This is a genomic window from Aquincola sp. J276, assembly GCF_024700035.1.
Lineage (GTDB): Bacteria > Pseudomonadota > Gammaproteobacteria > Burkholderiales > Burkholderiaceae_C > Aquincola > Aquincola tertiaricarbonis.
In genome coordinates, this window is sequence record NZ_JAJONC010000001.1 from 1,961,127 (window position 1) to 1,974,633 (window position 13,507).

The window sequence follows — 13,507 nt, forward strand, 5'->3', positions numbered from 1 at the left end:
TCAGTTATTTTCGGTACAGAGCGTTTTGGGCAATATAGCGGGCGACCTGGGGGGGTACCAGCATATCGATCGGTAATCCCTGTGCCAATCGGGATCGGATATCGGTGGCGGCCATGTCGCTGGGCGGCAGGGGCACCACTTCCACGCGGTGCGGCACGGCCTGCAGCGCGGGCGGTGCCTGCGGCGCGGCGCCCGCGCGGTTGGCCACGGCCAGGGTCAGCCGGTCCAGCAGTTCACGCCAGCCGTGCCAGGTATTGAATTTCTCGTACTGGTCCTGGCCGATGACCAGGAACCATTCGTTGTGCTGCCCCGGCAGCTCGGGCTGGGAAGCCTGCAGCCAGCGCACGGTGTCGATGGTGTAGCTGGGGCCGCTGCGGTGCAGTTCCAGTTCGTCGATGGTGTAGCGCGGCTCGCCGGCCAGCGCCAGCTTGAGCATGGCCACGCGGTGTGCCGCATCCGCCGGCTTGGAGGCCTTGTGCCACGGATGGCCGGTGGGCACCCAGCGCAGTTCGTCCAGCCGCAGGTGCTGCAGCGCCGCCGCGGCCAGCGCCAGGTGCGTGTTGTGCACCGGATCGAAGCTGCCGCCGAAGATGCCGATGCGGCTCAATCGTCGGCCCGCTCGCCCGCCCAGTCACGCGGGCGCAGGAACTCGGTGTACAGCCGTGCCTCGGGCGTGCCGGGCTCGGGATGCCAGTCGTAGCGCCAGGTGGCGTGCGGCGGCATCGACATCAGGATGCTTTCGGTGCGGCCGCCCGACTGCAGGCCGAAGTGCGTGCCGCGGTCCCACACCAGGTTGAACTCGACATAGCGGCCGCGACGGTAGAGCTGGAACTCGCGCTCGGCCTCGCCATAGGGCATGTCGCGGCGGCGGCGCACGATGGGCATGTAGGCGCGCAGGAAGGCATCGCCCACCGCGCGGGTCATCGCGAAGCCTTCGTCGAAGCCGCCCTCGGCGAAGTCGTCGAAGAAGATGCCGCCGATGCCGCGCGGCTCGTTGCGGTGCTTGAGGAAGAAGTACTCGTCGCACCAGGCCTTGAAGCGCGGGTACAGGCCCTCGCCGTAAGGGATCAGCGCTTCCTGGCAGCTGCGGTGGAAGTGCACCGCGTCTTCCTCGAAGCCGTAGTAGGGCGTCAGGTCCATGCCGCCGCCAAACCAGGTGACCGGCGGCTTGCCCTCCGGCAGCGCAGCCAGCATGCGCACGTTCATGTGCACCGTGGGCACATAGGGGTTGCGCGGATGCATGACCAGCGACACGCCCATCGCCTCGAACGGCGCCCCGGCCAGCTCGGGCCGGTGCTGCGTGGCCGAAGGCGGCAGCTGCGGACCGCGCACGTGGCTGAAGTTGCAGCCGCCGCGTTCCAGCAGGCTCCCCTGCTCCACCAGGCGCGAACGGCCGTCGCCCTGCAACTTCTCCTCGGGGCCGCGCACCCAGCCGTCGGTGATGAACGGCTGGCCGTCCTCGGCCTGCAGCGTGCCGACGATGCTGTCCTGCAGCCCGAGCAGGTACGACCGGACTACATCAAAGCTCATCGCGGCTTGATCGCCCGGTGGCCGATGTCGTTGCGGTACTGCGCCCCGGCGAACTGGATGGGCCGCAGGTACTCGTACGCCCGCTGCTGCGCCGTCTTGGCCGATTCGCCCAGCACCGTGACGCACAGCACCCGGCCGCCGGAGACGGCGATGCTGCCGTCGGCCTGCTGCGTGGTGCCGGCATGGAAGACGATGGCGTCGTCGGTGGCTGCAGGCAGGCCGGTGATCACGTCGCCCTTGCGCGGGTTGGCCGGGTAGCCCTCGGCGGCCATCACCACGCCCAGCGCGAAGCGGCGGTCCCAGTCGAGCGAGACGGTGTCCAGCGTGCCGTCGGTGGCATGCAGCAGCACGTCCACCAGGTCGCTCTTCAGGCGCATCAGGATGACCTCGGCCTCCGGGTCGCCCAGCCGCGCATTGAACTCCACCGTGCGCGGATTGCCCTGCGCATCGATCATCAGCCCCACGTACAGGAAGCCGGTGAACGGCATGCGGTCCTTGGTCATGCCGGCGATGGTGGGCTGCACGATCTCGTGCATGACCTTGGCATGCACGTTGGGCGTGACCACCGGGGCCGGCGAGTACGCGCCCATGCCGCCGGTGTTGGGGCCGGTGTCGCCGTCGCCGATGCGCTTGTGGTCCTGGCTGGTGGCCAGCGGCAGCACGTTCTTGCCGTCGCACAGCACGATGAAGCTGGCTTCCTCGCCCTGCATGAACTCCTCGATCACCACGCGTGCGCCGTCGGCGTTGTGCTGCACGCCGAGCTTGTTGTCCACCAGCATGAAGTCGATGGCCTCGTGCGCCTCCTGCAGCGTCATCGCCACCACCACGCCCTTGCCGGCGGCCAGGCCGTCGGCCTTGATGACGATGGGCGCACCCTGCGCGTCCACGTAGGCATGGGCCTGCGCGGCGTCGCTGAAGGTCTCGTAGGCGGCGGTGGGGATGTGATGCCGCTTCATGAAGGCCTTGGCGAAGGCCTTGGAACTCTCGAGCTGCGCCGCGGCCTGCGTGGGGCCGAAGATGCGCAGCCCGCGGGCGCGGAACACGTCCACCACGCCGGCGGCCAGCGGCGCCTCGGGGCCGACGACGGTGAGCGCGATCTTCTCGGCCACCACGAAGTCGGCCAGCGCGGCGGGCTCGGTGATGTCGATGTTGTGCAGCTGCGGCGCCAGCGCGGTGCCGCCGTTGCCGGGCGCGACGTAGACCTTGCTGGCCCGCGGCGACTGCGCCAGCTTCCAGGCCAGCGCATGTTCGCGGCCGCCGCCGCCGATGACGAGGATCTTCATGTAGCTCGGTCTTCGAGGACCGCGTTGTGGAACACGTCCTGCACGTCGTCCAGGTCTTCGATGACGTCGAGCAGCTTCTGCATTCTCTCGGCGTCGTCGCCGGAGAGGTCGATGGTGTTTTCGGCGCGCATCGTCACCTCGGCGATCTCGGCCGTCAGGCCGGCAGCCTCGAGCGCGTTCTTCACCGCCTCGAATTCGGTCGGCGGGGTGAGCACCTCGATCGAGCCGTCGTCGCCGGTGATCACGTCGTCGGCGCCCGATTCAAGCGCCACTTCCATCACCTTGTCTTCACTCGTGCCGGGCGCGAACACCAGCTGCCCGCAGTGCTTGAACTGGAAGGCCACCGAGCCTTCGGTGCCCAGGTTGCCGCCGTACTTGCTGAAGGCGTGCCGCACCTCGGCCACCGTGCGCACGCGGTTGTCGGTCATGCAGTCGACGATGATGGCCGCACCGCCGATGCCGTAGCCCTCGTAGCGGATTTCCTCGTAGTTGACGCCTTCGAGGTTGCCGGTGGCCTTGTCGATGTTGCGCTTGACGGTGTCGGCCGGCATGTTGGCCGCCTTGGCCTTGTCCACCGCCAGCCGCAGCCGGGGGTTGGCGTTCGGGTCACCGCCGCCCTGGCGGGCAGCCACCATGATCTCGCGGATCACGCGTGTCCAGACCTTGCCGCGCTTTTCGTCCTGGCGGCCCTTGCGGTGCTGGATGTTGGCCCATTTGGAATGTCCGGCCATGAGTCTGTTTCTCCTCGCGGCGCCTTGGCCGAGAAGCTTCGGCGGCGCTGGTGTATTGGATATGCTGCGGTCGATTTTAACGGTGCCCACCTCCAGGAGACTTGCCCCATGGCCGACCCCATCCTCCTCGCCCGCCATGGCAGCGTCGAAACCCATCTGCTGCCCGGCCTGGCCAACCGCCACGGGCTGATCACCGGCGCCACCGGCACCGGCAAGACGATCACGCTGCAGTCGCTGGCCGAGGGCTTCAGCCGCATCGGCGTGCCGGTGTTCATGGCCGACGTGAAGGGCGATCTCACCGGCATCAGCCAGGCCGGCAGCATCGGCCCGAAGCTGGCCGCGGTGCTGGCCGAGCGCGGGCTGGAAGCGCCCGCGCCGGTGGCTTGCCCCACCACGCTGTGGGACGTGTTCGGCACCCAGGGCCACCCGGTGCGCGCCACCGTCAGCGACATGGGCCCGCTGCTGCTGGCCCGCATGCTGGCGCTGAACGAGACCCAGGCCGGCGTGCTGAACCTGGTGTTCAAGATCGCCGACGACAACGGCCTGCTGCTGCTCGACCTGAAGGACCTGCGGGCGATGCTGCAGCACGTGGGCGAGAACGCCAGCCAGTTCACCACCGAGTACGGCAACGTCAGCGCGGCCAGCGTGGGCGCCATCCAGCGCGGGCTGCTGCAGATCGAGCAGCAGGGCGGCGACAGGTTCTTCGGCGAGCCGATGCTGGACATCGCCGACTTCATGCAGACCGCGGATGGGCAAGGCGTGATCAACCTCCTGGCCGCCGACCAGCTGATGAATTCGCCGCGGCTGTACGCCACCTTCCTGCTGTGGATGCTGAGCGAGCTGTTCGAGCAGCTGCCCGAGATCGGCGACCCCGACAAGCCCAAGCTCGTGTTCTTCTTCGACGAGGCGCACCTGCTGTTCAAGGACGCGCCGGCCGCGCTCGTCGAGCGCATCGAGCTGGTGGTGCGGCTGGTGCGCTCCAAGGGCGTGGGCGTGTACTTCGTGACCCAGAACCCGCTGGACGTGCCCGACACCGTGCTGGCCCAGCTCGGCAACCGGGTGCAGCATGCGCTGCGCGCCTTCACCCCGCGCGACCAGAAGGCGGTCAAGAGCGCGGCCAGCACCATGCGCGCCAACCCGAAGCTCGACATCGAGACCGCCATCACCGACCTGGCGGTGGGCGAGGCGCTGGTGAGCTTCCTCGACGCCAAGGGCCGGCCCAGCGTGACGGAGCGGGTGTTCGTGCTGCCGCCGGGCAGCCAGATCGGGCCGATCACGCCGGCGCAGCGGCAGGCGTTGATGGCCGGCTCGCTGGTGGCCGGGGTGTACGAGAAGACGGTGGACCGCGAATCGGCCTACGAGAAGCTGAAGGGCCGCGCGGTGGCCAGCGCGGATGCGGGCGCCGAGCCGGGCGCGGGCGATCGCCTGTCCAAGGAAGCGCGTGATGCGGCCGGCAGCACCGCGGGCGGCGGCCTGATGGACACGCTGAAGGACGCAGTGTTCGGCAGCACCGGCCCGCGCGGCGGGCGCAAGCCGGGGCTGATGGAGGCGGCGGCCACCTCGGCCGTGCGGCAGATCGGCTCGGCCGTGGGCCGCGAGCTCGTCCGCGGCGTGCTCGGCTCGCTGCTGGGCGGCAGCACGACGCGCCGGCGGCGTTGAGCTGACCCGCGCCGCGGCCGGCGTGTCGCGCCGCCGAAGCGGCACTTGGCGCCGGCCCCGGCGGGCCGGTCGCAAGCCGCTCGCGCCCGCGGCGGCCCGTCGACACAGTGGAGCCCTCCCCACCGCCGACGGACCGCCACCATGCCGCTGCCGCCCCGCCCCACCCTGCTCGCCGGCCTTCTGCTGGCGCTGGCTTCCTCGCTGTCGACCGCACCGGCGCAGGCCCAGGTCGGCCGCAGCGTGCTCACGCTGGCCGGCGGCCCGGTCGCGCTGAGCTACCCGACCGATGCGGTGGCCACGCCGCAGCGCATGGGGCCCTTCGAGGTGGAGATAGCGCCCGGCGCCGCGCCGCGGCCCGGCCCGCGCCGGCTGGTGGTGATGTCCCACGGCACCGCCGGCAGCGCCCTGCCCGACCAGGCGCTGGCCTCGGCGCTGGCGAAAGCCGGCTTCGTCGTCGCGCAGCCGCTGCATGCGGGCGACAACCACCTCGACAGCCACCAGGCCGGCCCGGCCGCCTTCCGCACGCGTCCGAAGGAGGTGCTGCGGCTGATCGACGCGCTGGCGGGCGACCCGGCCTGGGGCCCGCGGCTGGCGCTCGACCAGGTCGGCGTGCACGGCATGTCCGCCGGCGGCGTCACCGGGCTGGCGCTGGCCGGCGCGCAATGGCGCACGCTGGGCCTGGTGCAGCACTGCCAGCAGCACCTGGAGGAGGACATCGGCTTCTGCTTCAACGGCGCCCTGACCGCCGGGCAGCAAGCCGCCCGCCGCGCCAGCTACGAGCGCGCCCGCGGCGTGCCCGAAGCCTTCCTCCCGGCGGAGCTGACGCGCTGGGAAGGCGGCCGCACGCCGCCCGCCGACGCGGCTGCCCAGCCCGTCGCCCCCTTCGACCCGCGCCCCGACCCGCGCATCGCGGTGGTGACGCTGGCCGTGCCGGTGGCGGCGCTGTTCTCGCCCGATAGCCTGGCGCGCATCCGCATCCCGGTGGGCGTGCTGGGCGCCGAGCGCGACGAGCTGCTGCTGCCCGCCTTCCACAGCCGGCATGTGCTGCGGCATTGCGGCGCCTGCACCTCGCTGGGCGAGTTGCCCGGCGCGGGGCACTTCGACGTGCTGTCGCCCTGGCCGGCCGAGCTGGCCGCGCAAGTGGCGGCGCAGCAGGCACGCGGCGGCCTGCCGGTGCCCGGTTTCGACCCTGCCGAGCGCCGCGCCGCGGTGGCCCGCATCGTCGACTTCCACCGCCGGGTGCTGCAGCCGCAGCCCTGAGGGCGCTCCGCCGCCTTGCTTTTCGCGCCGCGACGGCGACCGCTCGCGCCGGCTGCACACCCTCCGTCGCACGCCGCTGGTTGCGCCAATCCGCCCCGCCGACGATGCCGCCATCGAACACAGGAGCCGTCCATGAACACCGCTCACAGCTTCCAGCAGCTCAGCCCCGCGATCCAGGTCCACGTGGTGACCGCCATCGGCGCGCTGTTGCTCGGCCCGGTGGCGCTGTGGGCCCGCAAGGGCTCGCACACACACCGCCGTGCCGGTTACCTCTGGGTGGCGCTGATGCTTGCCACCGCGATCACCAGCCTCTTCATCCGCGACTTCCGGATACCCAACCTGGCCGGCTACACGCCCATCCACCTGCTGACGCTGCTCACCTTCGTCGGCGTGGGGGCTGGCATCGTCGCGGCGGTGCAGCGGCGCATCGCCGCGCACCAGAAAGCCATGCGCAGCGCCTACATCGGCGGCTGCCTCGTGGCCGGCGCCTTCACGCTGCTGCCCAGCCGCTTCCTGGGACAGATGCTGTGGCACCAGACGCTGGGCTGGGTATGAGATGCACGGCGCCACCACCACAATGCCGGCCATGCCCGCTGCCCTTGCCCCACTGCCTGCCGGCTTCTACTCAGCCCGCCAGCTGGCCACCGTCGTCGGCTTCAACCAGCTGTTCTGCAGCGCCATCGGCATCGCCATCTGGCTGGCCGGCTCGCCGGGGCTGGTGGCGAACATCGTGGTGTCGATGCTGATCGGCAACTCGGTCTGGTTGCTGGTGGATGGGGGCCGCTGGCTGGTGGGCCGCACGTTGCAGCGCTGGACGGGCCAGGGCCTGCCCTGGCCGGGCTACCGCTGGATGCTGCCGGTGATCGTGCTGGGCGTGCTGGGCGGCTACGAGATCGGCCGCCGGTTGGCCGGGCTGCTGCTGGGCGTGCAGCTGGCGCCGATGTTCAGCCGCGGCAGCACGCTGATCGTCACCACCGTGGCCGGCATCGCCGCCACGCTGTTCTGGCATGCCACCGCGATGCTGCAAAAGCACCGGGCCGAGGCCGAGGCCGCGCAGCGCCAGGCTGCCGAGACCCAGCTGCGGCTGCTGCAGTCGCAGCTGGAGCCTCACATGCTGTTCAACACGCTGGCCAACCTGCGGGTGCTGATCACGCTGGACCCGCCACGGGCGCAGCAGATGCTGGACCGGCTGATCGGCTTCCTGCGCTCCACACTCGGCGCCTCCCGGGTGGCGCTGCATCCGCTGCAGGCCGAGTTCGACCGCACTGCCGACTACCTGGCGCTGATGGCCGTGCGCATGGGCCCTCGGCTGGCCACCGAACTGGACCTGCCGCCCGAGCTGGCCGCGCTGCCGGTGCCGCCGCTGCTGCTGCAGCCGCTGGTGGAAAACGCCATCCAGCACGGGCTGGAGCCGCAGGTGGCTGGCGGCCGCATCGTGGTGCACGCCCGGCAGGAGGGCGACGCGCTGGTCCTCACCGTGCGGGATACCGGCCGCGGCCTGCCCGCGGCGCCGGCGCCCGCCCCGCCCGGCCGCGGCTTCGGCACGCAGCAGATCCGCGAACGCCTGGCCACGCTGCATGGCGATGCCGCCCGCCTCGAGCTGGCAGCGGCCGGCGATGCCGAAGGCGGCACCGTGGCCACGCTGCGCCTGCCGATGCCCGCGGCGCCGCTCGCCGAAGACCGCGCCGGCGCCGACCTGGCCATCCACCGGACAGCGGCCACTGCACCCGCCGCCTCGTCGGCCACCCACTCCGCCCCGCCATGAACGCACCCACCGCCCTCATCGCCGAAGACGAACCGCTGATCGCCGCCGCGCTGCGCGCCGACTTGCTGCAGGCCTGGCCCGGGCTGCAGGTGCTGGCCCAGGTGGGCGACGGCCTGTCGGCGGTGCAGCAGGCGCTGGCGCTGAAGCCGCGGCTGTGCTTTCTCGACATCCGCATGCCCGGCCTGGACGGCCTGCAGGCCGCGCAGGCCCTGGCCGAGGACTGGCCCGACGACGGCACGCCGTTCCCGCTGATCGTGTTCGTGACCGCCTACGACCAGTACGCGCTGCAGGCCTTCGAGCGCGAGGCCGTGGACTACCTGCTCAAGCCGGTGGACGCGCCCCGGCTGGCGCAATGCGTGCAGCGGCTGCAGCGCCTGCTGGCCCAGCCCACGGCGCCCACCGCGCTGGACGACACGCTGGCGCAGCTGCGCGGCCTGCTGGGCGCCGCCGGCATGCCGGGCGCAGCGCAGCCGCAGCCACCCCGGCTCGAGATGATCCAGGCCGGCGTCGGCAGCACGCTGCACCTGGTGCCGGTGGACGAGGTGCTGTACTTCGAGGCCGCGGACAAGTACGTGCGGGTGGTCACCGCCGACAAGGAGCACCTGATCCGCCTGTCGCTGCGCGAGCTGCTGCCGCAGCTGGACGCGCAGCGCTTCTGGCAGGTGCACCGCAGCCTGGTGGTGCAGGCGCGCTGCATCGCCACCGCCACCCGCGAGGCCAGCGGCAAGGTGCTGCTCACCCTGCGCGGCCGGCCCGAGCGGCTCACCGCCAGCCGGCTGTACGCGCACCTGTTCAAAGGCATGTAGTCAGGCCGGGCACGTAGGGATTGCCGCGCCAACCGGCGCTGACATCATCGGCTGCCCAGAAGAACAAGAGGAGCCGCCATGCCCGCGATGGACTACCGCGCCGAGATCCGCTTCGGCGTCGTGATGTATGGCGGCGTGTCGCTGGCCATCTACATCAACGGCGTCACCAACGAGATGTACGAGCTGGCGCGCGCCACGCCGCGCCTGCTGCCCGGCGTGCAGCGGCCCGCGCCGGCCACCGGCGATGCACCGCTGACCACGGCCGAGGTGTACCGCCGTCTGTCCTGGCTGGTGAACGACCCGCCGCTGCAGCAGCGTTATGCCGAATGGCTGGCCGACCCTCGCGGCCGGCCCGATCCGCTGGCCGCGGAGACGCCCGGCGACCTGCCCACGCGCTTCGTCATCGACGTGATCGCCGGCACCTCGGCCGGCGGCATCAACGGCCTGTTCCTCGGCAAGGCGCTGGCCAACGACGAGCCCTTCGCGCCGCTGCGCGACCTGTGGGTGCGCGAAGGCGACATCGGCAAGCTGCTCAACGACAGCCGCAGCTACAAGGGCGACGTGGACATGGAAGGCCTGGCCGATCGCAGCGCCGAGCCCGTCTCGCTGCTCAACAGCGACCGCATGTACCGCAAGCTGCGCAAGGCCATGGCGGTGATGTCGGGCACGCAGGCCCGCGGCCGCGCGCCTTCACCGTATGTGGACGAGCTGGACCTGTTCGTCACCACCACCGACATCCGCGGCTCGCTCGTCACCCTGCGGCTGTTCGACAAGGTGGTGCACGAGAAGCGCCACCGCCAGGTGTTCCGCTTCCGCTACACCGACGACGGCGCCCAGGTGGCGCACAACGACCTGCATCCGCGCCACAACGCCTTTTTGTCCTTCGCGGCGCGCTGCACCTCGTCCTTCCCGTTTGCCTTCGAGCCGATGACGCTGGACGCGCTCAAGCGCCTGGACCGCACGCTGGACAGCGCCGCGCTGCGCCAGTGGGACGACTTCTTCACCGGCGTGCCGGTGGCCGAGGTGCAGGCCGGCGGCCACCTCACGCGCGCCTTCGGCGACGGCGGCTACCTGGACAACAAGCCCTTCACCCACGTGGTGGGCGCGCTGTCGCAGCGCAGTGCCTCTGTGCCGGTGGAACGCAAGCTGGTGTACATCGAGCCGGCGCCGGCCCACCCGGAGGCCGAGGGCCCCGACCCCACCGCCCCGCCCGATGCGCTGAGCAACGCGCTGGCGGCGCTCACCAGCATTCCCAGCTACGAGACCATCCGCGAGGACCTGGAGGCGGTGCTGCGCCGCAACCGCCGCATCGAGCGCATCGACCGCATCGTGCGGCTGGGCGAACGCGACCTGGACGACGCGGAGGACGACCCGCTCACCCGCATCCTGCACGAGGTGGTGCCCGAGGACGACGACGGCGTGCCGCCCTGGCGCATGCTGACGATGGAACGCATGCGCCGCTACTACGGCGACGCCTTCCTGCCCTACAACCGGCTGCGCCAGTACACGGTGACCGACGACATCGCCGACTGCCTGGCCCGCGCGTGGAAGATCGAGCGCAACTCCGACCATGTGTATGCGCTGCGCGCGCTGGTGCGGGCCTGGCGCGAGGAGCGCTACAGCGACGCGCCCGGCAAGCCGGTGGCCGAAGGCGGCCTCTGGGTGGGCACGCTCAACGCCTTCCTCGACGACTTCGACCTCGCCTACCGCACCCGGCGCACCGCCTTCCTGCTGCGCAAGATCGACCAGATCACGCGGCTGGTGGGCCGCCGCCGCCGCGGGCCGCTGGGCGAGCTGAGCGAGGCGGATGCGGCGCTGGCCAGGCGGCTGCGGCGGCGCGCCGGGCCCAACCTGACCGAAGGCGAGGTGGACGATGCCGGGCTGCACGACCTGCTGGTGGCGCTGCACCGGCTGAAGGCGGATCTCTCGCTGGCGCACACCACGCTGCGCCACCGCAACCCCTTCGGCGGTGCCGACGACCACGAGGCCGCCTGCACCCGCCGCGCCTCGCTGCGCGCCGAGCTGCAGGACGTGCTGGACCTGCTGCTGCTCAGCCGCACCCATGGCCCGGGTGGCCCGGACGACGTGCCCACGCTGCGCACCACCGGCGGCGCCAGCGTGCGGGTGTCGTTCCCGCCGGAACTGCTGAAGCTGCCCTCGGCCACCCGCACGCTGCAGGAGGGCATCTTCCTGCGCGCACAGGCGCTGCTGCAACTCACCCGCACCACCGCGCTCACCGCCTTGCAGGACGCGCTGGAGGCCGACCTGCGGCGCATCGGCGAATCGGTGCACGAACTGGTCAAGGGCACGGACGGCAAGCCGCCCGCCGGTGGCGCGCTGGTGTGGCAGCGCCTGGGCGGGCCGCGCCTGGCGGTGGCCGGCCGCGGCACCGCCGAGGAGCACATCTACGTCAAGGTGGACGACACGGGCCTGCCCGAGCTGGATACGCCGATGGCCAAGCAGCTGCGCCGTTTCCTGGGCGAGTACTACCTGCGCTTCGACACCTATGACCAGATGAGCTTCCCGCTGTACTACGACACCGAAAGCGGCGAGCCCGCCACGGTGGAGGTGGTGCGCATCAGCCCCGAGGATGCACCGGCGCTGATCGACGAGCGCCACAGCGGCCTGCGCAAGCTGGACGGCACCGCGCTGGCCAACTTCGGCGCCTTCCTGCAGCGGCACTGGCGTACCAACGACATCCTGTGGGGCCGGCTGGACGGCGCCGAGCGGCTGATCGCCGCGCTGCTGCCGGGCTCCGACGCGGCCACCCACCTGGTGCGCAGCACCCTCACCCAGCAGGCGCACCGCAGCATCGTGCGCGACAGCCTGCGGCCCGCAGGCTACGAGCAGATCACCGGCCTGCTGTGCGGCGCGGTGGCCGAGGTGCAGGCCCGCCAGCCGCAGCCTTCGGTGGCCGATCCCGCCGCCCGCCGCGATGCGCTGCGCCGGCAGCTGGTGGCGGCGCTGCAGCCCGGCACGCCGGAAGCCGGCCGGCGCTTCGACCAGGTGGTGGCCTCGCTGCTGGACGACGAGGCGCTGCTGCACTGGGTGCAGCGCAGCCGGGACGGCCGAACCGATCCCGATCCTGCGCCGCTGCTGGACAGCGCGGCGCGGGCCGTCACCATCACCGGCCGGCTGCTGCAGACGGTGGTGGAGCAGCGGGGCCAGGACGTGCCGGCCCTGCGCTGGGTGGCGCGCCTGGGGCTGGCCGGCCAAGGGCTGCTGGCGGTGTCGCTGCCCGGCAGCCTGCGCGCGCGCTGGTGGTCGCATGTGATGAAGGTGCTGTATGCCTTCCTGCTGGTGATGCTGGCTGCCGGCCTGCTGCTCGCCTCGGAGCCGGTGCGCACGGCCGCCATCACCGCGCTGGGCGTGGTGGCCACGCTGCACCTGGCCATGCTGCTGGTGGGCGACGTGCTGCGCTCGCGCCGATCATGGCGCGCCAAGAGCGCCTGGGCGGTGGGCGTGCCGCTGGTGGTGCTGGCGCTGCTGGGCGTGCTGGCGCTGGCCCGGGTGGGCTGGCAGGCGCTGCTGGGGCTCTGACGCGGGCGGCACGACGCCCGGTGAGTCGCTCAATGCGAGAGGTCGAAGCGGGCGGCCAGCTTGAGCGGCTCGCCGGTGCGCGGCGTGGCGGCGGGCGGTGCGGTGGCGGCCTGCTCGGCCGAGATGTCCGCCGGCCGGGCCGGGGCCGCACCGGGCGCCTGCGGCGCGGCGCCGGGGGCGGCCGGCTTCAGTGCCTGGATCTCGGCCAGCGCCAGCGCGGAGGCCACGTCGGGCGGCAGGCTCTCCGGCGGTGTGCCGGACACCAGCGCAGCGAACGCCAGCCAACCTGCCACCGACACCGCGCAGAACGTCCGCAAGGCCCGCAGGCGCCGCGGCGCGCGCTCGTCCCGCAACTCCCGGCAGGCCGGGATGGAATGCAACTGTTGCGTCGACGCCATGATTTGATTCCCTACTGTGAACCTTATCACTGTAGGAAATCACGAACCATCCGGCTTCCCCCTGCGGGGGACACCGGATGGGGGCAGGCCCGGAATTGCTCAGCGGTGGCCGTGCCGGTGGCCGTGCTTCTTGCCGTGGCGGTGACCGTGGTGGTACGGGTGGCCGTAGCCCTGCGGCACCACCACGTAGTGCGGCGGCGGCACCGGGCGGTAGCGCACCACCGGCACCGGCGCATAGACCACCGGCGCGGGCTGGTACACCGGATAGGCCGGCACCTGCACATAGGCCGGCGGTGCGGCGTGGTTGCCGTAGTGCGGCGCATTCGAGATGACGGTGCCCACGCCCACGCCGGCCACCGGGGCGTTGATGCCCACCGACCAGTAGACGTCGCGGGCTTGCGCCGCACCGGCGGCCAGCACGCCGGCCATCACCATCGTGGCGGCGGTCAGGGTCTTCCTGATGCTCATGTTCGGGCTCCTGATGTTCGGTTGCCTGAATTGAACGTTCGAAGCGTCCGCGGGTGCACCTCAAGCT

General features: G+C 71.8%; 12 protein-coding genes. 6 read left to right on the plus strand and 6 right to left on the minus strand.

Features of this window, described 5'->3' with window-relative positions:
- Positions 1-4: 4 nt before the first annotated feature.
- Genes nadD through LRS14_RS09000 form a run of 4 tightly spaced genes read right to left on the minus strand, consistent with a single transcriptional unit; the run spans position 5 to position 3,544 of the window.
- Entirely contained in the window at positions 5-607 is a 603-nt protein-coding gene (gene nadD / locus LRS14_RS08985) for a nicotinate (nicotinamide) nucleotide adenylyltransferase (protein WP_257799318.1), read from the minus strand.
- Positions 604-1,530: an oxygen-dependent coproporphyrinogen oxidase gene (hemF, locus tag LRS14_RS08990; RefSeq protein ID WP_257799319.1), complete on the minus strand. Its 927-nt coding sequence runs from the start codon at positions 1,528-1,530 to the stop codon at positions 604-606. Before hemF ends, nadD begins: the two co-directional genes overlap by 4 nt.
- Positions 1,527-2,813 (minus strand): phosphoribosylamine--glycine ligase, encoded by a 1,287-nt coding sequence (purD, locus tag LRS14_RS08995; protein WP_257799320.1) that lies wholly within the window; start codon positions 2,811-2,813, stop codon positions 1,527-1,529. Before purD ends, hemF begins: the two co-directional genes overlap by 4 nt.
- The gene (locus LRS14_RS09000) at positions 2,810-3,544 is read right to left on the minus strand and encodes a YebC/PmpR family DNA-binding transcriptional regulator (protein WP_257799321.1); all 735 of its coding nucleotides are present in this window, start codon (positions 3,542-3,544) and stop codon (positions 2,810-2,812) included. Before LRS14_RS09000 ends, purD begins: the two co-directional genes overlap by 4 nt.
- A 108-nt stretch (positions 3,545-3,652) precedes the next feature.
- Here LRS14_RS09000 and LRS14_RS09005 point away from each other — a divergent pair, with 108 nt between their 5' ends.
- The 6 genes from LRS14_RS09005 (at position 3,653) to LRS14_RS09030 (ending at position 12,574) form a co-directional block, all read left to right on the plus strand.
- Positions 3,653-5,203 (plus strand): DUF853 domain-containing protein, encoded by a 1,551-nt coding sequence (locus tag LRS14_RS09005; protein ID WP_257799322.1) that lies wholly within the window; start codon positions 3,653-3,655, stop codon positions 5,201-5,203.
- Positions 5,204-5,344: 141 nt separating this feature from the next.
- Entirely contained in the window at positions 5,345-6,463 is a 1,119-nt protein-coding gene (locus LRS14_RS09010; protein WP_257799323.1) for a hypothetical protein, read from the plus strand.
- Positions 6,464-6,595: 132 nt separating this feature from the next.
- On the plus strand, positions 6,596-7,018 hold the full coding sequence (locus tag LRS14_RS09015; RefSeq protein ID WP_046111667.1) for a DUF2306 domain-containing protein: 423 nt from the start codon (positions 6,596-6,598) through the stop codon (positions 7,016-7,018).
- Between the two features lie 31 nt (positions 7,019-7,049).
- Positions 7,050-8,228, plus strand: a complete 1,179-nt coding sequence (locus LRS14_RS09020; protein ID WP_257799324.1) for a sensor histidine kinase — start codon at positions 7,050-7,052, stop codon at positions 8,226-8,228.
- Positions 8,225-9,034 carry a LytTR family DNA-binding domain-containing protein gene (locus LRS14_RS09025; protein ID WP_257799325.1) on the plus strand — a complete coding sequence of 270 codons (810 nt, stop codon included), beginning with the start codon at positions 8,225-8,227 and terminating at the stop codon, positions 9,032-9,034. Before LRS14_RS09020 ends, LRS14_RS09025 begins: the two co-directional genes overlap by 4 nt.
- 78 nt (positions 9,035-9,112) lie before the next feature.
- Positions 9,113-12,574 carry a patatin-like protein gene (locus tag LRS14_RS09030; protein WP_257799326.1) on the plus strand — a complete coding sequence of 1,154 codons (3,462 nt, stop codon included), beginning with the start codon at positions 9,113-9,115 and terminating at the stop codon, positions 12,572-12,574.
- A 29-nt stretch (positions 12,575-12,603) separates the two neighbouring features.
- On the opposite strand, the gene LRS14_RS09035 is transcribed toward LRS14_RS09030, so the two are convergent.
- Positions 12,604-12,972: a hypothetical protein gene (locus LRS14_RS09035; protein WP_257799327.1), complete on the minus strand. Its 369-nt coding sequence runs from the start codon at positions 12,970-12,972 to the stop codon at positions 12,604-12,606.
- Between the two features lie 99 nt (positions 12,973-13,071).
- Entirely contained in the window at positions 13,072-13,440 is a 369-nt protein-coding gene (locus LRS14_RS09040) for a hypothetical protein (RefSeq protein ID WP_257799328.1), read from the minus strand.
- Between the last annotated feature and the right edge of the window lie 67 nt (positions 13,441-13,507).

Excerpts from the sequence above, each read along its gene's own strand:
- hemF (WP_257799319.1), bottom strand. The coding sequence starts at position 1,530 with ATGAGCTTTGATGTAGTCCGGTCGTACCTGCTCGGGCTGCAGGACAGC.
- purD (WP_257799320.1), bottom strand. The coding sequence starts at position 2,813 with ATGAAGATCCTCGTCATCGGCGGCGGCGGCCGCGAACATGCGCTGGCC.
- LRS14_RS09000 (WP_257799321.1), bottom strand. The coding sequence starts at position 3,544 with ATGGCCGGACATTCCAAATGGGCCAACATCCAGCACCGCAAGGGCCGC.
- LRS14_RS09005 (WP_257799322.1), top strand. The coding sequence starts at position 3,653 with ATGGCCGACCCCATCCTCCTCGCCCGCCATGGCAGCGTCGAAACCCAT.
- LRS14_RS09010 (WP_257799323.1), top strand. The coding sequence starts at position 5,345 with ATGCCGCTGCCGCCCCGCCCCACCCTGCTCGCCGGCCTTCTGCTGGCG.
- LRS14_RS09015 (WP_046111667.1), top strand. The coding sequence starts at position 6,596 with ATGAACACCGCTCACAGCTTCCAGCAGCTCAGCCCCGCGATCCAGGTC.
- LRS14_RS09020 (WP_257799324.1), top strand. The coding sequence starts at position 7,050 with ATGCCCGCTGCCCTTGCCCCACTGCCTGCCGGCTTCTACTCAGCCCGC.
- LRS14_RS09025 (WP_257799325.1), top strand. The coding sequence starts at position 8,225 with ATGAACGCACCCACCGCCCTCATCGCCGAAGACGAACCGCTGATCGCC.
- LRS14_RS09030 (WP_257799326.1), top strand. The coding sequence starts at position 9,113 with ATGCCCGCGATGGACTACCGCGCCGAGATCCGCTTCGGCGTCGTGATG.
- LRS14_RS09035 (WP_257799327.1), bottom strand. The coding sequence starts at position 12,972 with ATGGCGTCGACGCAACAGTTGCATTCCATCCCGGCCTGCCGGGAGTTG.
- LRS14_RS09040 (WP_257799328.1), bottom strand. The coding sequence starts at position 13,440 with ATGAGCATCAGGAAGACCCTGACCGCCGCCACGATGGTGATGGCCGGC.